The organism is Arthrobacter sp. AL12 (genome assembly GCF_029960645.1).
In the GTDB taxonomy this organism is placed as follows: domain Bacteria; phylum Actinomycetota; class Actinomycetes; order Actinomycetales; family Micrococcaceae; genus Arthrobacter.
Map to the genome: position 1 here is coordinate 249,550 of NZ_JASBQY010000001.1, position 20,149 is coordinate 269,698.

Sequence of the window (20,149 nt, forward strand, 5' to 3'; positions counted from 1 at the left end):
AGCTCATAACGGCAGTTGCGGAGCAGTCGATGTGGGTTGGGGACTGGGTTAGCGGGATTCTGACATGGGGATGCGGACGCCGCGTTCGGCGGCGACTTCGACGGCGCGGTCGTAACCGGCGTCGACGTGGCGAATGACGCCCATGCCGGGGTCGTTGGTGAGCAGGCGCTCGAGCTTCTGCGCGGCGAGGTCGGTGCCGTCCGCGACCGAAACCTGGCCGGCGTGGATGGAGCGGCCGATGCCGACGCCGCCGCCGTGGTGGATGGAGACCCAGGTGGCGCCGGAGGCGGTGTTGAGCAGTGCGTTGAGCAGCGGCCAGTCGGCCACGGCATCCGAGCCGTCAGCCATGGCTTCGGTTTCGCGGTACGGGGATGCGACGGAGCCGGAGTCGAGGTGGTCGCGGCCGATCACGATGGGCGCCTTGACCTTGCCCTCCTTGACCAGCTGGTTGAACAGCAGTCCCGCCTTGGCGCGGTCGCCGTAGCCGAGCCAGCAGATGCGGGCCGGGAGGCCCTCGAACTCGACGCGCTCGGCGGCGGCGTCGATCCAGCGGTGCAGGTGCTTGTTCTCCGGGAAGAGTTCCTTGATGGCCCTGTCCGTGACCGCTATGTCCTCCGGGTCACCGGAGAGCGCGACCCAGCGGAACGGGCCCATGCCCTCGCAGAACAGCGGCCGGATGTAGGCCGGGACGAAGCCGGGGAACTCGAAGGCCCGGTTGTAGCCGCCCTTGCGGGCCTCGTCGCGGATTGAATTGCCGTAATCGAACACCTCGGCGCCGGCGTCCTGGAATTCGACCATGGCCTGGACGTGCTTGGCCATGGAGGCCTGGGCCCTTTTGGTGAAGCCCTCCGGGTCGGCCGCGGCCTCGCGGTGCCATTCCCCGACCGTGATGCCCTCGGGCAGGTAGCTCAGCGGGTCGTGCGCGGAAGTCTGGTCCGTGACGATGTCCACGGTGAGCTCCCCGGCATGGTGGCGGCGCAGGATCTCCGGGAAGACCTCCGCGGCGTTGCCGACGTAGCCGACGGACCAGCCGCGGCGCTCTTCCTTGGCCGCCAGCACCTTGGCGATCGCGGCGTCGAGGTCGGTCTCCACCTCGTCGAGGTAGCGCTTGCCGAGGCGGCGGCGCAGGTGGCTTTCGTCGACGTCGACGATCAGGCAGGCGCCCTCGTTCAGGGTGACGGCGAGCGGCTGCGCGCCGCCCATCCCGCCGCAGCCGCCGGTGAGGGTCAGGGTCCCGGCGAGGGTGCCGTTTTCGTCTCCGGTGAGTTTGCGGGCGATCGCGGCGAAGGTTTCAAAGGTGCCCTGCAGGATGCCCTGGGTGCCGATGTAGATCCAGGATCCGGCGGTCATCTGGCCGTACATCATCAGCCCCTCGGCCTCGAGCCGGCGGAATTCGGGCCAGTTCGCCCAGTCGCCGACGAGGTTGGAGTTGGCCAGCAGCACCCGCGGCGCCCATTCGTGGGTGCGGAAGACCCCGACCGGCTTGCCGGACTGGACCAGCAGGGTCTCGTCCTTTTCCATGGTTTCCAGGGTGCGGGTGATCGCGTCGAACGCGGCCCAGGACCGGACGGCCCGGCCGGTGCCGCCGTAGACCACCAGGTCATCGGGGCGTTCGGCGACCTCGGGGTCCAGGTTGTTCATGAGCATGCGCAGCGGGGCTTCGGTCTGCCAGCTCTTGGCGGTGAGCTCGGTGCCGCGGGCGGCTCTGACCGGGCGGGCACCGGTGGTGAAATCGGCGGGTGCCATGAGGGGCTCCTTTGTGTCTTGGTGGTTCAGGAAATGAGGTCCTGTAACAACTAAAGCCTGTCCGCGGCCGCGGAAACAGGGCCCACGAGGGGGTGCTGTCCGGGATTCCAGACCCGCCCGCCGCCTCCCCCTCTTCGTGTTGCGCTATCACTTTTGGGCCCCAAAATGCCCGCATGGGAGCCAAAAGTGATAGCGCATCGGCAGGGGCGGGCCGGTCAGCCGGGCTGCGGGCGGCCGTGGATCCGGAGGGAGAGATCGTCCGCGGCTTTCCGCACCCGGGCGGCCAGGGCAGGCCACTCCTCGGGCGGGAGTTTGTCCTCGAGGAAAGTCACGGCGACGGCGGCGGTCGGCCAGCCCACATGGTCCGTGACGGCGGCCGCGATCGAGCCGAAGCCGGGCGTGACCTCCCCGTGTTCGGTGGCGTAGCCGCGCTGCCGGACCTGGTCCAGATGCGAGGAGAGCGCCGAGTACTTCATGATCGGCGAATCCGTCTCGTGCCGGGCGGTGAAGGCGGCCGCGTTGGGGTACAGCGCCCGGACCTGCGACTTGGGCAGCGCGGCGAGGATGGCGCGCCCGCTCGCGGTCAGGTGGCTCGGCAGCCGCACCCCGACGTCGGTCACCAGCGAGGGGCGGTTCTTGGCCCGCTCCTCGACGATGTAGAGCACATCCCGGCCGTGCAGGACGGCGAGGTGGGCGCTTTCACCGATCACGTCCACCAGCGAGGCGAGCAGCGGCCGGCCCAGGCGGGAGAGCGGCTCCTGCCGCGAATACGCCGAACTGAGCTCAAAGGCACTTATCCCCAGCCCGTAGCGCTGCTCCTCGTGCAGGTGCAGCACAAAGCCGTTGGCCTCCATGACACCCAACAGGTGGTAGACGCTGGAGCGCGGCAGCCCCAGCGCGGTGGCAATGTTCGACGCCGCCATCGGCCCCCGCTTGGAGGCCAGCAGTTTGAGAATGCGCAGGGTGTTTTCCGCCGCCGGAACTTTGGAAGTCACCTTGGCCGAGGCGGCGCGGGGTGCCGCCTCGTCGGCAGGCGGCGTGGTGTTGGTGGCTGGCATGGATCCTCTTCAATCGTGCGGTGTCCGGTATCCCGTACTTAAGCATGCGCCCCGGACCCGGCCCCCGGACAGTCCCCCGCGACCTCGGAGTCTGGAATCCCGGACAAAAATGGGGATGTCCAGCCGCGGCGCTGACGAACCGGGCCACGGCGGGAGGGGCCTGCGCCCCTTGCCGCACCCCGGCGGCGGTGCTTCCATGGATGCTTCAGCCGGGAAACAGGAGGTCCGCCATGCGCTGGATTGCGGGTCTGTTCCTGATCGCGCACGGCCTGGTCCATCTGGCCATCTGGCTGCCGAAGCCGGACGGGAAGGCACCGTTCGACGTCGGGCATTCGCCGTTTGCCGGCAACGTCCGGCAGCTGGCCTCCGCACTGGCCATCGCGGCCGCCGTCGTCCTCGCACTGGGCGGCCTGGGGCTGATCGGCGGCGCGCCCTGGTGGAGTCCGGTCACGGTTGCGGGCGCCGCGGTCTCGGCTGCACTCCTCCTCCTGACCTTCAACCGCTGGTGGCTGATCGGGCTCGGGATCAACGCGGCGATCATCGTGCTCACCTTGCAGCAGCCCTGAGCGGGGCCTCCTCAGACCGTGATGACCACCTTGCCGCGGGCGTGGCCGTCGCGCATGTGCCGGATTGCTCCCGCTGCGTCGGCGAGCGGATAGCTCTTGTCGATGACGGGGGTGACGGCGCCGGCGTCGATGAGTTGGGCGAGGTAGCGGAGGTCCTCCTGGCGCTCGGTTGCCATCACGCCCGTCAGTTTCTGCCCGACGAAGGGCGAGATCAGGGCTGCCCGGAGGGAGCGTTCAAATCCTCCGGTCCAGCGGCCGCCGCCTTCGCCGCCGACAATCACGAGGGTTCCCCGGGGTTTCAGCGCCCGGCGGAGGACTGACAGCGGGCGGTTGCCGGCCGTGTCGAGGATGAGGTCGAACTGCCGCGCGCCGTCCGCGAAGTCGTCGTGCTGGTAGTCAATGACGTGGTCGGCGCCGATCGAGCGGACGAGGTCCAGCTTCGCAGTGCTGCATACGCCGGTGACCTGCGCTCCGAGCACCTTGGCGAGCTGGACGGCAAAGGAGCCCACCCCGCCGCCGGCGCCAATGATCAGGACGTCCTGCCCCGGCCGGAGTTGCCCGCTGTCGCGCAGGCCCTGCAGCGCCGTGGTGGCCGAAACGGGCACGATCGCTGCCCGCTCGAAGCTGGCATTCACCGGCTTCAGGGCAATCTTGCCCTCCTTGGCGCAGACGAATTCAGCGAAGGTTCCCTCTGCGGTCCCGAAGACCTCATCCCCCGGACGGAATCCGACGACATTCTGCCCCACCGCTTCGACCCGGCCCGCGACTTCCCTGCCCCGGATCGGGTTCTTTGGCGCCTTGAAACCAAAGAAGGCCCGGGTCAGGAACGGCAGTCCGGTCATGAGGTGCCAGACGCCCTGTTCGACGCCGGCGGCGCGGACCCGGATCAGCACATCGTCGCCGCCCGGCGCCGGGGTCTCAACGTCGCGCAGCACCAGCACATCCGCAGAGCCGTACACGTCCTGGACGATGGCTTTCATGGCGCCTCTTCTTCACGGTCGGGGGTGCTGGAACGCAGCGCCCGGCGGCACCCTGAGCGCGCGGGCGCGTGACGGCCCTGCTCAAGTGCAGGAAACGAAGGTATTCGCGACCCGGATCGGTTCTACCACGGCCGGCAGCCCCTCCGGTAGGGCACGGCCCGCCACGGGCGGGGGCCGCGGGGCTAAAATCAGTCATGGTCCCCGCCACCAACCTGCTGGCCTTTGCCCTCGCCGCCCTCCTGTTGATCGCCGTGCCTGGACCCAGCGTGCTGTTCGTGATCGGACGGACACTGGCGCTGGGCCGCCGGGGCGGGCTCCTGAGCGTGCTGGGCAACGCCGTCGGGGAACTGCTGCAGATCGCCGCGGTGGCCCTGGGTGTGGGTGTGGTGCTGGCCCAGTCCGTGCTGCTTTTCAGCGTGGTCAAGTTCGCCGGCGCGGCGTACCTCATCTACCTCGGCATCCAGGCCATCCGGCACCGCGGCAGAGGCCCGACGGCGGCGGAGCCCTCACGTCCGGCGTCGACTCTGCGGATCCTCCGGGAGGGATTCATCGTCGGTGTCACCAACCCCAAGTCGGTTGTCTTCTTCGTTGCCGTGCTGCCCCAGTTTGTGGACTACTCGGCCGGTGCCATCCCCCTGCAGCTGGCGACGCTGGGGGCGCTGTTCCTCGCGATCGCCCTGGTTTCGGACAGCGGCTGGGCGCTGGTCGCCGGTACGGCCCGCCGCTGGTTCGCCAGTTCGCCACGGCGGATCGCCGCGCTGGGCACCACCGGCGGGGCGATGATGATCGGACTGGGCGGAACCCTTGCCCTGGCCGGGAACGCGGTGGAACCGCAGCCCGGCAAGTAGTCGGCGCTGCGTCCCAAGTGGTACGCGGTCTGATAGAGCGAGAAGTTACTCGTGTGACGAATGGGACTGAGGGCTACAGTAGCTTCACGGCGGGACGAACCGGCCGGGGACGCGGGCCGGGGGCCCTCCCCAAAGCTGGGCCGGATGCCGCCGATAGTCCGAGTGGCGCGCTTTCGAAGGAGTGGTTCCGATGGAGTCCCCAGCATCTCCGCAGGCACAAGACCAACGAGCACAACACCACCGAAGCCGGGTGGCTAATTTCCTGTGGGGAACCGTGAGCCGCGCCAGGGCAACGCGCATTCCGTTCCGGATGGGACAGGTGCTGATTGGCGACGATCCGTTCAACGGCCGGCACCTCGGCACTGTGGCCGTGATCGATGCCCCCTATGTGGGTCTCCGGACAGCCGGCAGTGCTGCGGGGGACGTCACCTTCTACGACTACCGGCAACTCCGGTACCCCGACTAGTGGACGGTCCAGAAGATATGAGCTCAGCGAATTTTTCCTCCCACTTCCTGACAATCGCGGAGGTCGCTGCGGCCATGCGGGTGTCCAAAATGACGGTCTACCGGCTGGTGAAGTCACACGCCATCGCGGCCGTGCGCGTGGGCCGGTCGTTCCGGGTTCCCGAGGAGGCCGTCAACGACTACATCCGCCGCGCCACCGAGCCCGCGACCCCGGCCCCAGCCCCGGGTGACGACAAGAAAGACGAAGAGCCAGCCCAAGGTGACAATAAGAAGGACGACAAGAAGACTGACTGATCGCCGGCCCGCCACCAGGCGGACCAGCCACCAGGAACAACTCGGGGTCACCTACCGCCCATCCCGGGGCCCGGAATGGGCGCGATCTGACCCCGCGTTGCTGTGTGTGCTGACCGCCAGCCCGCTACCGGGCGGACCAGCCGCCGTCCATCGTGTAGCTCGCGCCGGTGACCATGCCGGCGTCGTCCGAGGCCAGCCAGGCCACGAGGGAGGCGACTTCCTCCGGCTCGACGAGACGCTTCACGGCGGCCTCGGTCAGCATGATCTTCGTGAGCACCTCGGACTCCGGGATCCCGTGCACCTTGGCCTGGTCGGCGATCTGCGACTCGACCAGCGGCGTCCGGACATAGCCGGGGTTGATGCAGTTGGAGGTGACGCCGTGCGCGCCGCCCTCCAGCGCAGTGACCTTGCTCAGGCCTTCCAAGCCGTGCTTCGCCGAGACATAGGCACTCTTGAACGGCGAGGCGCGGAGCCCGTGCACGGAGGACAGGTTGATGATCCGGCCGAAGTTGTTGGCGTACATGTGCGGCAGCGCGGCCCGGATGAGCAGGAACGGCGCTTCCAGCATGAGAGTGATGAGGCGGCGGAAGTCCGCCGGGTCGAAGTCCTCGATCGGGCTGATGCGCTGGATGCCGGCGTTGTTGACGAGGATGTCGCAGTCCAGGCTGACGGACTGCAGCGCCTCGACGTCGAGCAGGTTGACCACCCAGGAGGTGCCGCCGACCTCGTCGGCGAGGGCCGTGGCCGCAGCCTCGTCCATATCCGCGATCACCACCTTGGCACCGCGCGCCGCCAGGGCGCGGACGCTCGCAGCGCCGATTCCGCCGGCTCCGCCGGTCACCAGGGCCTTTCGCCCGTTCAAGCTGCTCTCCATGTCCTGCACTCCTCAAGGTTGCGGTCGTCAACAGCCCAGAGGAGGTGCGATGCACAGCGCCGAGCAGCCGTACTGAGTATTGCCGCAGAAAGTGTGCGATTCAATGGTCAAACCAGCACCGCTAGTGTGCAGAATTGCAGATATGAATGCGAACCCGGATGATCTGCTTGTTCTTCTGGCCGTCTCGCGCTCCGCGAAGTTCACGACGGCGGCGCAGTCCCTGGGGCTGAACCACACCACCGTGTCGCGCCGGATCGCCTCGCTGGAGAAGGCCCTGGGCGGCCGGGTGCTTTCCCGTGCCTCCGGCGGCTGGGAGCTTACGGAACTGGGCGCCGAAGCCGTACTGGTGGCCGAACGGGTGGAAGCGGCGATCCGGACCCTCGAACAGCCCGGCCGGGTACCGGACCCGATCACCGGCGTCGTCCGGATGACCGCGACGGACGGCTTCAGCGCCTACATCGCGGCCCCCGCGGTGGCCAGGCTGCGCCGCGACCACCCCGGTCTCAGCGTCGAGATCATCACGGTGACGCGGCGGGCGCTCCAGCAGCGTTCCGGGCTGGACATCGAGGTCGTGGTGGGCGAACCGCAGGTGCACCGGGCGGAGGCCGCCCGGCTCGGCGAGTACATGCTCGGCATGTACGCCTCCCGCGATTACCTGGCCGAGTACGGCACCCCCACGACGATCGAGGAACTCACCACCCATTCGCTGGTCTACTTCGTGGATTCCATGCTTCAGGTGGACGATCTGGATGCCCCGCGGCGCCTCGTGCCCACCATGCGGGACGGCCTGAGCTCCACCAACGTCTTCGTCCATGTGGAGGCTACCCGCGCCGGCGCCGGGATCGGCTTCCTGCCCTGCTTCGCGGCGGACCTGCATCCGGACCTGGTCCGGCTGCTGCCGGAGCAGTTCGCCGAGCTGCTGCCGTACTGGATGGTGCTGCGGCCAGATTCCATGCGCCGACCGGCCGTCGCCGCGGTGGTGCAGGCGCTGCGTGAACAGACGAAGGCCCACCGCAAGGCGCTCTTGGGGCGCGGAGGGTACGCAGCGACTGCTCCGTAGCCGCCGTTTTCGGGGCGCTAAAGGGCCGTTACGGAGCAGCCGGCGGCGCCGGCTCCACCACCGTTTCCGGGTCGCGGCGGACCGGGGCACCGGCGGCGAAGGCCCGGACCTTGGCGTCGTTCCAGATGTGGGCGGGCACGGCGCCGCCGAGCAGCCGGCGGGCCAGTCCCGGGTCGCCGTCGAACGGCAGGTCGCTGCCTGCCATGATCATGTTCCCGTAGCGCCTGCCCTTGAGCATGGCGGGGTCCGCGATGATCACGGTGTGCTTGAAGGTGTCCGCTATGGTCGCGGCGTCCTCGCGCGCGTTTCTCAGGTCCGGCGCGTCTCCGGAGTTCACCAGATAGATCCCGCCGGGGGCCAGGACTCGCTTGGCGTGCTCGTTGAACTCCCGCGTGGTGAGCGGCCGCGGCGTCAGCGAGCCGGCAAACACATCGCGGATAATCAGGTCCCGGGTCTGCGGCGTGAGGCTTTCGGTGACCTCGCGGGCCTCCCCCACCCGCAGGCGCATCAGCGGCGCCTTCGGCAGGTCGAACCAGCCCCGGACATATTCGGCCAGCTTGCCGTCGAGTTCCACCACCACCTGGCGTGCCTCCGGGTAGGCGGCGTGGAAGTAGCGCGCCAGGGAGCATGCCCCGCCACCCAGGTGAAGGGCGCGCAGCTTCGCCCGGGAGTCCCGCGGCCAGCGCGATTCCACCAGGGCCGAGATCCAGCGCATGTATTCGAAGTCGAGGAACAACGGATCAGCCAGGTCGATGTGCGAACTCATCACCCCGTTGATCCGCAGCAGCCAGCCGTTGGAGTTGTCCTGGTCGGCGATCAGTTCGCAGTCGCCGGTATCGATGTAATAGATGCCCTCCAAGGGTCCCTCGGGGCGGCTGCCCTTCGGGAACTCCACCACCCCGGCGGTCTTTTCGGTGTTGCCCCGGCCAGCAGCCCTGCCCCGATTGGCCATCAGCCGTGCACCGTTTTGCTCATGTTTCAAGCCTAGTTCACCGGCAGGGGCAGGCTTCACCCGCAGCGGAAGCCCGGGGCCGGGCCGGCTCGAGCGGCGCCCGCGTCGGCGCGGTTCGCGGCGGCCTCGTTCGTCTGCGCCTGCGTCGGCGTCGTTGCTCCGCGCGGGCAGGTTAGGGCGGCCCGGCGTCGCACATCCGCCCAGATCTGCCTACCGATGAAGACCGCGGGGAAAGGCGCCTGAACGTCCCCCCGCTAAGAGATCAACGGAAGAATTAAGCAAAGGGTACTTACTATTCTTTAGTAATCATGCTTACTATTATCTCTCCAGTTATTGCTGGTTGTGATCAGCAGCTGACCTTGAAAAGAGAGCGAAGATGACAGAGAACCAATGGCCCCAGGACGGTAACTACCGCACTCCCACGGCCACCCAGCAGACTCCCATGCGGCCGGCAACCACTTTTCCGCCGACGCCGGACGGCAGCGCCCACGGCACCTCCACCGAGAACGGTGCCTCCAAGACGGACGCCGCCCGCGACGAGGCAGCCGAGGTGAAGCGCCAGGCCGCGGATTCCGCCCAGACCGTGGCCGAGACGGCCAAAACCGAAGCCGTCAATGTCGCGGCCGAAGTGAAGACGAACGCGCGGGATCTTATGTACCAGGCCAAGTCCGACCTCACCGACCAGGCCGGCGTGCAGCAGCAGAAGGTCGCCGAGGGCCTGCGCTCCATTTCCACCGAACTGCAGACCATGGCCTCGGCCTCCGAGCAGCCCGGTGTCGCCACCGACCTCGTGCGCCAGGCGGCCGAGCGGTCTTCCGCCGTCGCCGGCTGGCTCGATGGCCGGGACCCGGGCTCGCTGCTGACCGAGGTGAAGTCCTTCGCCCGCCAGCGCCCCGGCACGTTCCTGCTGCTCGCGGCCGGCGCCGGCGTCCTGGCCGGGCGGCTCAGCCGCAGCCTGAGCGCCGGAGCGCCGGAAGCGGCCCCCGCCACGGCCACGACCCCCGTCACCAGGGTCCCGGACACCGGCATGGCGGTTCCGCCGCCGCCCGTGCAGCTGCCGGCCGAGGGCACCACGTCGGCGGGCTTCGTGGAGACCTACCCGCCGAATCCGCTCGACGCCGATCCGCTCGGCAACGGCAGCCGGCAGGACCGCTGGGCCTCCGAACCTGTCGTGACGGACCCGGCCCGGCAGGATCCGTTCCGTGATGATCCCTTTGACGGCGGCCGTCGATGACCAGCGAAATGCCCCACACCGGCGCGGCCGCCAAGGCTGACACGACGTCCCTGGGCGATCTGCTGGGCGAGGTTACGCGGGACATGTCCACCCTGATGCGGCAGGAAGTCGAGCTGGCGAAGGTCGAGGCCAAGCAGTCAGCGACCCGGGCCGGCAAGGGCGCCGGGATGCTGGCCGGCGCCGGCGTCGCCGGGCACTTCGTCCTCCTGTTCCTGTCCCTGGCGCTCTGGTGGGCGCTCGGGACCGTCATGGGGCTGGGCTGGTCCGGCGTCGTCGTCGCCCTCATTTGGGGAGTCGTCACCGCCATCCTGGCAGCCAGGGGCCGCAAGGAACTCAACGCGATCAAGGGCATGCCCCAGACCGCCGAGACGCTTCAGGAAATCCCGCCCACGCTCAAGCCCACCACCTAAATACAGCGAGGAAACACGATGAGTGAGAACCCGGATGTCATCCGAGCAGATATTGAAGCAACCCGCGCGCGGCTGGGCACGAATGTCGATGCCGTAGCGGACAAGGTCACCCCGTCCCACATCGTCCAGCGCCAGACGGACAAAGTTAAAGAAAACGTCAAAGACGCCGTCTTTGGAGTGAAGGAGAAAGTCATGGGAGCAGCCGACCACACCGCCGGCAATGTCCACTCCGCCACCGGAAGCGGCGGGGCACACCTCAGCGACGCCGGCGCAGCAATCGGGGACGCCCCCACGCAGGTCAAGACCAAGACCCAGGGCAACCCGCTGGCGGCAGGCCTGATCGCCTTCGGGGCCGGCCTGTTGGTCTCCTCCCTGATCCCGGCCAGCCAGAAGGAACGCGAAGCCGCGGACGCGCTGAAGACCGCGGCGGAACCGCTCACCACGGAACTCACCGAGGCCGCGAAGCACGTGGCCGAGGGGCTCAAGGAACCCGCCCAGGCCGCGATGGACAACGTCAAGACCACCGCCGCTGAAGCGACCGAGCACGTCAAAGCCGAAGGCCAGGGCGCCGTCGCCGACGTCAAGGACCGCACCGCCGAGGCCAAGGACAACGTCAAGCAGGCCTGATCCCGCTGGCACCCGGCCGGCCGCCCTGCGCTCGCGCGCCGGGCGGCCGGCTGACGCACTTAACATCCTGAAGGAAGAACTCCCATGTCCAAGAACCCCGCCGCGGCAGAGACCCCGGCCGACGCCGAAACGCCGGAGAGCAGCACCGCCAAGGCCCGCACCGCGCCCGCACCGGACGACGCACGCAAACCCGACAGCCCCACCGACGTCTCCAAGCCCTCGTGGAAATACGTCGCCAAGAAAACGTTGCGCGAATTCACCAAGGACCAGTGCCCCGACCTCGCCGCCGCCCTGACCTACTACTCGGTGCTCTCCATTTTCCCGGCGTTGCTGGCCCTGGTGTCCCTGCTGGGCATCTTTGGACAGCCCGAGAAAACCACCGGGGCCCTGCTGGAGATCGTCCAGGGCTTCGCCCCGGCCGACACGGTGGAGGCCATCCGCGAACCGGTCCAGCAGCTCAGCAGTAACTCCGCCGCCGGACTCACGCTGGTGCTCGGTATCCTCACCGCCCTGTGGTCCGCTTCCGGCTACGTCGGGGCGTTCGGCCGTGCCATGAACCGGATCTACGAAATCGATGAAGGCCGGCCCTTCGTCAAGCTCCGGGGCACCATGCTCGCCGTCACGATCGTCACCGTGCTGATCGTTGTGCTGCTGGCCGCCATGCTGGTACTTTCCGGCCCGGTCGCGGAGTCCGTCGGCAACGCTCTGGGCCTGGGCGGGGCGGTCCTGACCGCCTGGAACATCATCAAATGGCCCCTCATCGTGCTCCTGGTCGTGGCCGCGATCGCGATCCTCTACTACGCCACGCCGAACGTGAAGCAGCCCAAGTTCCGCTGGATGAGCCTCGGGTCCTTGATCGCCCTGGTGATCTTCCTGCTGGCCTCCCTGGCCTTCGGCTTCTACGTCGCCAACTTCAGCAGCTACAACGAGACCTACGGCACGATCGGCGGCGTCATCATTTCGCTGCTCTGGCTCTGGATCCTCAACATGTCGCTGCTGTTCGGAGCCGAATTCGATGCCGAAATGGAACGCGGCCGCCAGCTCCAGGCCGGGATCGAAGCCGAAGAAACCATCCAGTTGCCGCCCCGGGACACCAAGCAGAGCGACAAGCTGCAGGCCCGTGAAGAGGAGGACATCCAACGCGGCCGCGAACTGCGTGAACGGAGCGGCGGCACGGCCACCGGGGTCGCGGCCGGGGCAACGGCGGATTCCCGGTCCGCCCGGGACCAGGATCCCCGCACCCCGCGGGACCAAAGCCCCTAGCCCTTTCCGTGACCCCGCGTTCTACTGGGGGGCAAAGTGCCGCCCGGGGGGTGGACGTGGCTGACCGGGAGGACGCATGACGGCACCCGCCGCAGGGGACGGACGAACCACCGTGGCAGTGGGCTACGACGGGTCCGAGCCGGCGCAGGCGGCCGTCCGGTGGGCCGCGGAGTACGCGGCCGCCGGAGGGTACCGGATCCGCGTGGTACATGCCTGGATCTGGCCGGTCTTTACCAGGAAGCTCGGACCGGTCAAGGGCGTTGAAGGCAGCGGGCTGCGGCACGCGGCCGAGGTGGTTCTGGCGGAAGGTCTGGAGCTGGCCCGCGCCGCCGTCGCCGCCGCGCCCGGCCCGTCGGCCCCGGGCCCGGCCGCAACCACCGCCCCGGCATCCGGCCCCCGTGAGGCAACCGCCGCAGCACCGGGCGCCGCGGAACCCGATTCCGGCGTCGAGGGTTTCATGGAAGCCGGGCTCCCGGCCGCCGTGCTGCGCGACGCCGCCCGCAATGCCCGGCTCCTGGTGGTCAGCAGCCGCGGAATCGGCGGCGTGCTGGGGCACGTTGCCGGATCAGTCTGTCTCGACCTGGCCGGCTCCTCCCCCTGCCCTTTGATGGTCATCCGCCGGCCGCGCAGCCCCGGCCAGGCCGCCGGCCCCATCGTCGTTGGCATCGACGGGACCGACCGGAGTTCCGCGGCGCTGGCCGGGGCCGCCCGGCTGGCGGGAATGCTGGGCAGCACCCTCCAGATCGTCCACATCGACCAGTCCGGCGGAGCCCGGGACGGGCACGGACGGCACGGCCCGCTGCGCGGCCAGGAACTCCTGGATCACACTCTTGAGGAGGTCCGCAAACTCGCCCCGGAGCTGTCGGTATCCGGGGTCCTGCGGGAAGGGCACACGGCGTCCAAGGAACTGCTGGCCGCCGCCGGTGACGCCGAGGTGCTGGTCATTGGCACCCACAACCGCGAGGGCGCCCCGGGCAACACCGTTACCAGGATCCTGAACAAAGCGCGCTGCAATGTCCTGATTACGCGCTGACCCCGCTCCACCGGACCACCGCCTTCAGAGGGGAGCTGGAGGTTCTAGCAGAGGAGGACGCCCGTGCGAGCGTGGCGGGTAGGACAGCCCGGGCCGATGAGCAGCGGCCCGCTGGTTGCGGACGAGTGCCCCGACCCCCGACCGGGCCCCGGGGAGGTGCTGCTGCGGGTCCGGGTGTGCGGAGTCTGCCGCACCGACCTGCACCTGGCCGAGGGCGACCTCACGCCGCGGCGCCCCGGCGTCATTCCGGGACACGAAGTCGTCGGCGAAGTCCTCACGTGCGGGGCCCGCGCCACGCGCTTCTCCCGCGGGGAACGCGTGGGCGTGGCCTGGCTCGGCAGGACCTGCGGCACGTGCCGCTTTTGCCTGCGCGGCGCTGAGAACCTCTGCCTCTCCCCCGTGTTTACCGGCTGGGACCGCGACGGCGGCTACGCCGAACTCATCACTGTGGCCGAAAACTTCGCCTACCGGCTCCCGCCAAGGTTCTCGGACGAGGAGGCCGCACCCCTGCTGTGCGCGGGAATCATTGGCTACCGCGCCCTCTGCCGCGCCGACCTGCCCATCGGCGGACGGCTGGGGATCTACGGCTTCGGCGGCTCCGCGCACCTGGCGGCCCAGATCGCCCTCTTCCAGGGCGCCCGCGTATACGTGATGACACGGTCCGAGGAAGCACGCGCGCTCGCCCTCGAGCTGGGTGCGACCTTTGCCGGCGGCGCCGACGAGCAGCCGCCGGATCCGCTGGATTCCGCCATCCTCTTCGCCCCGGCCGGCGGCCTGGTTCCGGTGGCCCTGCGTGCCCTGGACCGGGGCGGCACGCTCGCCGTCGCAGGCATCCACCTGAGCGACATTCCGCCGCTGCACTACGCCGCGGAGCTGTTCCAGGAACGCCAGCTGCGCAGCGTCACGGCCAACACCCGGGCCGACGGCGAGGAGTTCTTCCGCGTCGCGGCGGAGATCCCGCTGCGCCCCACCACGGTGCCCTACCCGTTCTCGGCTGCGGACAAGGCCCTGTTGGACCTGTCGGAGGACCGGGTCACGGGCGCGGCGGTGCTCCGGATGGATGACCCGTAGCTGGCCGGGCGCGCCTGCCGGTTCAGCGGTCCTTGCGCAGGAATTCGTGTTCCTGCCCGGCCTTGAGGAGCACCCGCTGGGTTCCCACGCGGACCAGCACCGGGGCGGCGTCCCCAGGGGCCGCCGACACCGTCAGCCTGTCGCGTTCCAGCTGGACGGCGAGCAGCTGGTCCCGGTAGCGGACCTGGAAATCCAGGCGGCTGAGCTCGACGGGCAGCCGGGGCGCGAAGTCAAGGGCGTCGCGGGTGATCCGCAACCCGGCGAAGCTGCGCTGGACGACGTCGATCGTCCCGGCCATGGCACCCAGATGGATGCCGGAGCTGGTGGTTCCGCCCTGGGTGTCGTCCAGGTCCGCGTCCAGGGCCTCGCGGAACACCGCCCATGCCCGCTCGGGGTCCCGCTGCGCCAGCACCGAGGCGTGGGCCACCCGGCTGAGCGTGGATCCGTGCGCCGTCCTTGCCAGGTAGAAGTCCACCGTGGCGGCCATCTGCGCGGAGGTGACGGCGTAGCCCATCCGGGCCAGGAACCGGATGAGTTGATCCTCACCCAGGACGTACAGCAGCATCAGCACGTCGGCCTGTTTGGCCAGCCGGTAGTGGTTGGTGCTGTCCCCTTCCGCCTCCAGGATCAGGTCCAGCCGCTCGATGAGCCCGTAGCTGCGGCGGTAGTGCTCCCAGTCCAGTTCCCGCAGCGCAGCGTATCCGTCGAACTGGCTGATGATGCCGTCGCCGTGGAACGGGACGAACATGCGCCGGCTGAGGTGTTCCCACGCCTCGATCTCGGCGGCGGTGACCAGCAGCCGGGCGCGCAGTTCCTGCATATCGAAACCCCGGACCGAATGCATGATCCAGACGGCCTGGTCGAACACCCAGGCCGCCATGACGTTGGTGTACGCGTTGTCGTTCAGTCCGCCGCCCGGGTCGCCCGGATTCCCGGTGTGGTACTCATCCGGGCCCATGACGCCCCGGAGGTGGAAGCGGTCGTCCGCCGGGTCGAACTCCGCCATCGACGCGAACAGCCGGGCGACGTCGACGATGATTTCCGCCCCGTGCTCGGTCAGCCAGCCACGGTCCTGGGTCGCCTCGAAGTACTGCCAGGCGTTGTAGGCGACGGCTAGGCCGACATGGCGCTGGAGCCGGGAGTAGTCCGGCATCCAGTGCCCGGACCGCCGGTTGAACAGCAGTTTCGGCGTCTGTTCCGTGCCGTCGCTGCCGCTCTGCCACGGGAACAGCGCCCCCTTCAGCCCCGCCGCCCGCGCCGCGTCCCGGGCGGCGCCGAGCCGCCGCCACCGGTAGTCCACCAGCTCCCGCGCGAGGGAGGGCAGCCGCGAGTTCAGCACCGGCAGGACGAAGAGTTCATCCCAGAAAATGTGCCCCCGGTAGCCCTCGCCGTGCAGTCCGCGGGCCGGGACACCGGCGTCGAGTTCGGCGGTGTGGGTGGTGAGCGTCTGCAGCAGGTGGAAAACGTGCAGGTTCAGGATGAGCTGCGCCTGGGAGCTCGCATCGAGCTCAATGATGAACGGCTCGAGCAGGATCTCCCAGGCGGCCTCGTGCTCGGCCAGCAGGGCAGCGAAACCGCCCGGGGCGCGGGCCAGGGCGGCCCGGGCGGCCGTCAGCGGCGAGGCGATGGCGTGGTCGCGGGAGGACGCCACGGCCACCGTCTTCAGCACGGTCAGCGGCTCCCCCGCATTCACGGAAAGCTCGAAGCGGTGCGTATGCAGCCCGCCCAGCTGTTCGGGAATCCCGGACCCGGCCGGCCCGTCGGCCCCGGACACTGCGGTCCGGAGCGCCAGGGCGATCCCGATCCCGCTGGTGACGGTCCGGGCTTCCACTGTGAGGCAGGCGATGCCCGGGCCGTCCACGGAGGCGGCCGCCGTGACGGACCCCAGATGCCGGCTGGACAGCGACGCGTCCTCGGGGACATTGGAGTTGGTCACGTCCGTGTCGCAGCCGCTGCGGATGCTGATCCCCCCGCTCCAGCCGACCGGCGTAATGACGGTTTCCAGCGCGGCGAGGTTCGGCCTGGCCATGGACACGAGGCGGCGCTGCAGCAGCCTCAGCTGCCGGCCGGCGTCGTCCTCCAGGAGCGCCTCCCGGCTCAGCACCGCCCGCTTCAGGTCCAGGGTGCGCCGCTCGCTGCGCAGCGAGAGCCCGCCCGCGGACCACCAGCCGCCGTCGCCGATCCGGAGATCCAGGGGCAGCCAGTCGGGGATGTTAACCATGTGCTCGTCGTCGGATTCCTGATCCAGGACCACACTGTGCAGGCTGTTGTAGACCCCGGCGAGATAGCTTCCGGGATAGTGCACGGCCCCGGCCCGGTGCTCCGGTGCGGCTCCCCGGGTGGCCAGGTAGCCGTTGCCCACAGTGGTGAGGGCCTCGCGGTGGCCCTCGTGCGCCGGGTCGAAGCCCTCATAGACCAGCAGCCACGGGTGCGTGATGACGAGGCCGATGTCCAGCTGGCTGACGTCCTCGACGACGACGTCGGCGCCCGCCGCTTCCAGCCGATCCCGGCGCCCGTCCCGGTCGATGCCGACCACCAGACCGAAGCCGCCGCGCCGGCAGGCCTCCACCCCGGTGACGGATTCCTCGATCACCATCGCCCGGGCCGGTGGGATCTCCAGCCGGCGAACCGCCTCCAGCGGCAGCGCCGGGGCCGGTTTTCCGGCGACATCGCGGTCCAGGGCCGTCTGCCCGTCGATGACATGGTCGAAGACATCCCCAAGCCCCGCGGAGGCCAGCAGCGCGCCGGCGTTCCTGGCGGAGGTGGCTAGCACCACGGGGATCCGGCCTGCCTTGAGCCTGCCGAGCAGGTCCGCGGTGCCGGGGAAGGCCCGGACCGGGCTGGTGCTGAGCAGTTTGTCGAAGAGTTCGTTGTGGCGTGCCGCGACGCCGAAGGCGGTCCATTCCCCGGGGCCATCCAGGGGTGAGCCGTCCGGATGGCAACGCCGCGGGCGTGCAAAAAGGTGCTGACAGCGTCCTCCCAGGTCCGGCCCGCCACCAGGTCGAGGTAGTCCTCGGTGCTGAACGGGTTCCGGCGCGTCCCCGCGGGCAGCCTCGGGTCCTGGAGGACGTCGTCGAAGAGCTGCTTCCACGCCGCCGCGCGGAGCTCCGCCGTGTCCGTGACCACCCCGTCGAGGTCAAAAATCACAGCGTCGACGGGCGCCAGTGCGGCAGCGAGGGTGGGCGACTCCGTCATGCCAGCAGCGCATCGAGGGTGGTGAAGCCGTAGCCGGCCGCGCGGATCCGCTCGATCATCCCCGGCAGGGCGTCGGCATCGAGGGTGGTCCCGTCGTTGGGGTTTGAACCGATGTGCATCAGCACGATCTCCCCGGGCCGGAGCCCGGCCAGCACCCGGTCCGCCACAATCTGCGCCGTAATTCCCCCGCTGCTGCCCTTCCAGCCCAGTGTGTCCACGGTCCAGCGGACGGGCAGGTAGCCGTAGGCGTTGACCCTGGCGATGGTGCGGGCGTCGCGTTCGCCGAACGGGAACCGGAACAGCGGCCGCGGGTCCCCACCGCCGGCCCGGATGGCCTGCTCGGCTCCGGAGAGCTGGTCCCCGATCGCGGCGTCGGGGAGCCCGGTGAAGCCCGGATGGGTCATCGAATGGTTGCCCAGCCGGTGGCCGCCCGCCACGATCGCCGCGACTCCCGCCGGGTTCGCGGCGGCCCAGTTTCCGGTGAGGAAGAAGGTGCCGCGCACCCCGGTGGCGGCAAGGGTCTGCAGGATGCCGGGCAGCCCGGCCGAGTTGGCGCCGGCGTCGAACGTCAGCGCCACCACAGCCCCGGCGCCCGGAATCACCTCAAGGTCGCGGCCGGCGAGCGCCGCGGGAAACGGTGCCGCCGGGGCGGGCGGTGACGGGGCCGGCGGTTCAGGCGCCGGCGGGGGTACGGGCGGGGCGGGCGGGGCCGGGATAGTGGGCAGCGGCGCGGGCCCAGCGGGAGCCGTATCGCTGGGGGTGGGGACCGGAGCGTCCGAAGACAACGGTCCCGGCGTCGCGCTGGCCTCGGGGACAGCCGTGACCGGGATCGACGGGGACAGCGGCGCCGTGGGCGACGGTGACGGCTCGGACGGGGACGGGCCAGCCGACAGCGGGACCGTCGTCAGGGCGGCGGCCAGCACCACGGCGGCGGACAGCAGAAGCACCGCTGCCACGGCCACCAGCCACCGGCGCCGGTCGGACAGGAACGACCACATGCTTCACGGTGGCACCACCGGCCACAGCGGAACTAGGGCTGAAAGGCCCCGTACCCCACATACCTCAAGCAACGCGGGGTCACCCTGCGCCTATGTTGACCGACGGATGGGCTCGATCTGACCCGCGTAGTTAGGTTGTCAGGCGGGGGCGGAGGCGGCTGCCGGAATCAGGCGGTCGGCCCGGAGGCGGTCGAACAGGCGGGTGAAGGAGTCCTCCGTGCGGCGGTACCCGGTGAAGCCGGCCAGGCGGCTCTTGCTCATATCGGTGACGACCTCGAGGTTCCGGCCCAGATCACCGTCCGTATGCCACCAGGAGGCGAGCCGTGCGAGGTCGGGTTCGGCGAGCCCGTGGCGGGCGGCAATGTCTGCCCAGAGGCCCTCCCTGCCGAGCATCTGTTGTTCCAGCGGGCGGGGGTGGCCGGCGTACCCGACGGGTTCGACCCCGAAATAGGCGGCGAGCGCAGGCCACATGCGCCGCCAGCGGAAGCTGTCGCCGTTGACGATGTTGTAGGCCTCATCGCCCACCCCGTCGGCGGTGGCCGCCCAGATCAAGTGGTCGGCCAGCAGCCCGCTGTCCGTCATGTCCGTGAGGCTGTTCCACTGCGTCTCGGAGCCCGGGAAAATGAACGGCTGCCCGAGCTCCCGGCAGATGGATGCCTGGACGGCGAGGGTGAGACCCATGTTCATGGCATTGCCGATCGCATGCCCGATCACCGTATGCGCCCGGTGCACGGACCAGCCAAAGCCGTGCTTCCCGGCGGCGGCCCACAACTCGTCTTCCTGGGCGTAGTAGAAGTTGGGTGTCGGCAGCCTCGGCTCACTCTCGCGGAAGGGAGTGTCCGGCATCTCCCCCGCCGCATACGCTTCAAACGGACCCAGATAGTGCTTCAGCCCGGTCATGAGGGCCACATGCTTCACCGGATGGCCGCTGAGGCTTGCCAGCAGGTTCCGCAGCATGGTCGCATTGGTCTCGATGTTTTCCTGTTCCGTGTTCATCCGTGACCAAGCGGTGTAGAACACGTGGCTCGCCTCTTCGCCGGCCAGGGCTTCCCGCAGGCTCTCCACCGAGTTCAGGTCCGCACTCACATGGCGGACATCACTGCGCCGGATCGGGCGGCGGGAGAGTGCCACGACGTCCCAGCCCCCGTCCGCGAGCCGGTCGACCAGGGCGGACCCGGCAATCCCGCTGGCACCCACCACCAGGGCTGTCTTGGTCTCAACGGTGTCGGAACTGCTTCGCACGCCATTCCCCCTGATACTGTCCCACTGTTACTGTCCTGCTGACGCCGCCACCGGGCCCCAATCAATGGGCCGGTTCGGTCGAGACGGATCCTCCCCCGCCCCGCTCCAGCGTCTCATGCCCGTGAGGGACCGCCCGCCGGCGCTTCGTAACCTGTGCCCGCACAGACCTCCACGGAAGGGGTCCGCAGTAGGATGCAAATAGTGGAAGACGCGGGAAATTAACGCGAAAGCGA

Annotated in this window: 20 protein-coding genes; 11 read left to right on the forward strand and 9 right to left on the reverse strand. The window is 69.4% G+C overall.

The features are described 5' to 3' along the window. Window positions 1–48: 48 nt before the first annotated feature. Complete coding sequence (gene hutU / locus QK291_RS01205) at window positions 49–1,746, reverse strand: urocanate hydratase (RefSeq protein WP_282378304.1); 1,698 nt, start codon at window positions 1,744–1,746, stop codon at window positions 49–51. A gap of 215 nt (window positions 1,747–1,961) precedes the next feature. Further along, window positions 1,962–2,804 carry an IclR family transcriptional regulator gene (locus QK291_RS01210; RefSeq protein WP_282378305.1) on the reverse strand — a complete coding sequence of 281 codons (843 nt, stop codon included), beginning with the start codon at window positions 2,802–2,804 and terminating at the stop codon, window positions 1,962–1,964. 230 nt (window positions 2,805–3,034) lie between these two features. On the opposite strand from QK291_RS01210, the gene QK291_RS01215 reads away from it, so the two are divergent. Further along, a complete protein-coding gene (locus tag QK291_RS01215; protein ID WP_282378306.1) occupies window positions 3,035–3,370 on the forward strand; it encodes a hypothetical protein in 336 nt (111 codons plus the stop codon). Between the two features lie 11 nt (window positions 3,371–3,381). On the opposite strand, the gene QK291_RS01220 is transcribed toward QK291_RS01215, so the two are convergent. Continuing rightward, complete coding sequence (locus QK291_RS01220; protein WP_282378308.1) at window positions 3,382–4,350, reverse strand: NAD(P)-dependent alcohol dehydrogenase; 969 nt, start codon at window positions 4,348–4,350, stop codon at window positions 3,382–3,384. Window positions 4,351–4,544: 194 nt separating this feature from the next. Between QK291_RS01220 and QK291_RS01225 the strand changes: the two genes are divergently transcribed. The 3 genes from QK291_RS01225 to QK291_RS19025 all read left to right on the forward strand — a co-directional run bounded on the left by QK291_RS01225 (window position 4,545) and on the right by QK291_RS19025 (window position 5,957). Further along, window positions 4,545–5,198, forward strand: a complete 654-nt coding sequence (locus QK291_RS01225; RefSeq protein WP_282378310.1) for a LysE family translocator — start codon at window positions 4,545–4,547, stop codon at window positions 5,196–5,198. 250 nt (window positions 5,199–5,448) lie between these two features. Next, window positions 5,449–5,664, forward strand: a complete 216-nt coding sequence (locus tag QK291_RS01230; protein ID WP_282378312.1) for a hypothetical protein — start codon at window positions 5,449–5,451, stop codon at window positions 5,662–5,664. Between the two features lie 17 nt (window positions 5,665–5,681). Beyond that, on the forward strand, window positions 5,682–5,957 hold the full coding sequence (locus QK291_RS19025) for a helix-turn-helix domain-containing protein (protein WP_348994544.1): 276 nt from the start codon (window positions 5,682–5,684) through the stop codon (window positions 5,955–5,957). Window positions 5,958–6,081: 124 nt separating this feature from the next. On the opposite strand, the gene QK291_RS01240 is transcribed toward QK291_RS19025, so the two are convergent. After that, window positions 6,082–6,831 carry a 3-hydroxybutyrate dehydrogenase gene (locus tag QK291_RS01240; protein ID WP_282378313.1) on the reverse strand — a complete coding sequence of 250 codons (750 nt, stop codon included), beginning with the start codon at window positions 6,829–6,831 and terminating at the stop codon, window positions 6,082–6,084. Window positions 6,832–6,973: 142 nt separating this feature from the next. Between QK291_RS01240 and QK291_RS01245 the strand changes: the two genes are divergently transcribed. Next, complete coding sequence (locus QK291_RS01245) at window positions 6,974–7,891, forward strand: LysR family transcriptional regulator (RefSeq protein ID WP_282378314.1); 918 nt, start codon at window positions 6,974–6,976, stop codon at window positions 7,889–7,891. 28 nt (window positions 7,892–7,919) lie between these two features. Here the strand turns inward: QK291_RS01245 and QK291_RS01250 are convergent, their stop codons facing one another. After that, window positions 7,920–8,843 carry a fused MFS/spermidine synthase gene (locus tag QK291_RS01250; protein WP_282378316.1) on the reverse strand — a complete coding sequence of 308 codons (924 nt, stop codon included), beginning with the start codon at window positions 8,841–8,843 and terminating at the stop codon, window positions 7,920–7,922. Between the two features lie 376 nt (window positions 8,844–9,219). Between QK291_RS01250 and QK291_RS01255 the strand changes: the two genes are divergently transcribed. The 6 genes from QK291_RS01255 (at window position 9,220) to QK291_RS01280 (ending at window position 14,481) form a co-directional block, all read left to right on the forward strand. Next, the gene (locus tag QK291_RS01255) at window positions 9,220–10,077 is read left to right on the forward strand and encodes a hypothetical protein (protein ID WP_282378318.1); all 858 of its coding nucleotides are present in this window, start codon (window positions 9,220–9,222) and stop codon (window positions 10,075–10,077) included. Beyond that, complete coding sequence (locus QK291_RS01260; protein WP_282378320.1) at window positions 10,074–10,487, forward strand: phage holin family protein; 414 nt, start codon at window positions 10,074–10,076, stop codon at window positions 10,485–10,487. The genes QK291_RS01255 and QK291_RS01260 overlap by 4 nt, the downstream gene beginning before the upstream one ends. A gap of 18 nt (window positions 10,488–10,505) precedes the next feature. Then, a complete protein-coding gene (locus QK291_RS01265; protein ID WP_282378322.1) occupies window positions 10,506–11,114 on the forward strand; it encodes a DUF3618 domain-containing protein in 609 nt (202 codons plus the stop codon). A gap of 84 nt (window positions 11,115–11,198) precedes the next feature. Beyond that, window positions 11,199–12,377 carry a YihY/virulence factor BrkB family protein gene (locus QK291_RS01270; protein ID WP_282378324.1) on the forward strand — a complete coding sequence of 393 codons (1,179 nt, stop codon included), beginning with the start codon at window positions 11,199–11,201 and terminating at the stop codon, window positions 12,375–12,377. A 76-nt stretch (window positions 12,378–12,453) separates the two neighbouring features. Continuing rightward, on the forward strand, window positions 12,454–13,410 hold the full coding sequence (locus QK291_RS01275; RefSeq protein WP_282378326.1) for a universal stress protein: 957 nt from the start codon (window positions 12,454–12,456) through the stop codon (window positions 13,408–13,410). Between the two features lie 63 nt (window positions 13,411–13,473). After that, window positions 13,474–14,481 (forward strand): zinc-dependent alcohol dehydrogenase family protein, encoded by a 1,008-nt coding sequence (locus tag QK291_RS01280; protein WP_282378329.1) that lies wholly within the window; start codon window positions 13,474–13,476, stop codon window positions 14,479–14,481. 22 nt (window positions 14,482–14,503) lie between these two features. Here the strand turns inward: QK291_RS01280 and QK291_RS01285 are convergent, their stop codons facing one another. The 4 genes from QK291_RS01285 to QK291_RS01300 all read right to left on the reverse strand — a co-directional run bounded on the left by QK291_RS01285 (window position 14,504) and on the right by QK291_RS01300 (window position 19,916). Beyond that, complete coding sequence (locus QK291_RS01285) at window positions 14,504–17,335, reverse strand: glycosyl hydrolase family 65 protein (RefSeq protein WP_282378931.1); 2,832 nt, start codon at window positions 17,333–17,335, stop codon at window positions 14,504–14,506. Continuing rightward, a complete protein-coding gene (locus QK291_RS01290; protein ID WP_282378962.1) occupies window positions 17,248–17,676 on the reverse strand; it encodes a hypothetical protein in 429 nt (142 codons plus the stop codon). The genes QK291_RS01285 and QK291_RS01290 overlap by 88 nt, the downstream gene beginning before the upstream one ends. Next, window positions 17,673–18,674 (reverse strand): polysaccharide deacetylase family protein, encoded by a 1,002-nt coding sequence (locus QK291_RS01295; protein WP_282378331.1) that lies wholly within the window; start codon window positions 18,672–18,674, stop codon window positions 17,673–17,675. Before QK291_RS01295 ends, QK291_RS01290 begins: the two co-directional genes overlap by 4 nt. A gap of 138 nt (window positions 18,675–18,812) precedes the next feature. After that, a complete protein-coding gene (locus QK291_RS01300) occupies window positions 18,813–19,916 on the reverse strand; it encodes an SDR family oxidoreductase (RefSeq protein WP_282378333.1) in 1,104 nt (367 codons plus the stop codon). Window positions 19,917–20,149: the final 233 nt, after the last annotated feature.

Bases quoted from the DNA above. Each gene is read 5' to 3' on its own strand.
- hutU (WP_282378304.1), bottom strand. From the start codon at position 1,746: ATGGCACCCGCCGATTTCACCACCGGTGCCCGCCCGGTCAGAGCCGCC.
- QK291_RS01210 (WP_282378305.1), bottom strand. From the start codon at position 2,804: ATGCCAGCCACCAACACCACGCCGCCTGCCGACGAGGCGGCACCCCGC.
- QK291_RS01215 (WP_282378306.1), top strand. From the start codon at position 3,035: ATGCGCTGGATTGCGGGTCTGTTCCTGATCGCGCACGGCCTGGTCCAT.
- QK291_RS01220 (WP_282378308.1), bottom strand. From the start codon at position 4,350: ATGAAAGCCATCGTCCAGGACGTGTACGGCTCTGCGGATGTGCTGGTG.
- QK291_RS01225 (WP_282378310.1), top strand. From the start codon at position 4,545: ATGGTCCCCGCCACCAACCTGCTGGCCTTTGCCCTCGCCGCCCTCCTG.
- QK291_RS19025 (WP_348994544.1), top strand. From the start codon at position 5,682: ATGAGCTCAGCGAATTTTTCCTCCCACTTCCTGACAATCGCGGAGGTC.
- QK291_RS01240 (WP_282378313.1), bottom strand. From the start codon at position 6,831: ATGGAGAGCAGCTTGAACGGGCGAAAGGCCCTGGTGACCGGCGGAGCC.
- QK291_RS01245 (WP_282378314.1), top strand. From the start codon at position 6,974: ATGAATGCGAACCCGGATGATCTGCTTGTTCTTCTGGCCGTCTCGCGC.
- QK291_RS01250 (WP_282378316.1), bottom strand. From the start codon at position 8,843: ATGGCCAATCGGGGCAGGGCTGCTGGCCGGGGCAACACCGAAAAGACC.
- QK291_RS01255 (WP_282378318.1), top strand. From the start codon at position 9,220: ATGACAGAGAACCAATGGCCCCAGGACGGTAACTACCGCACTCCCACG.
- QK291_RS01260 (WP_282378320.1), top strand. From the start codon at position 10,074: ATGACCAGCGAAATGCCCCACACCGGCGCGGCCGCCAAGGCTGACACG.
- QK291_RS01265 (WP_282378322.1), top strand. From the start codon at position 10,506: ATGAGTGAGAACCCGGATGTCATCCGAGCAGATATTGAAGCAACCCGC.
- QK291_RS01270 (WP_282378324.1), top strand. From the start codon at position 11,199: ATGTCCAAGAACCCCGCCGCGGCAGAGACCCCGGCCGACGCCGAAACG.
- QK291_RS01275 (WP_282378326.1), top strand. From the start codon at position 12,454: ATGACGGCACCCGCCGCAGGGGACGGACGAACCACCGTGGCAGTGGGC.
- QK291_RS01290 (WP_282378962.1), bottom strand. From the start codon at position 17,676: ATGACGGAGTCGCCCACCCTCGCTGCCGCACTGGCGCCCGTCGACGCT.
- QK291_RS01295 (WP_282378331.1), bottom strand. From the start codon at position 18,674: ATGTGGTCGTTCCTGTCCGACCGGCGCCGGTGGCTGGTGGCCGTGGCA.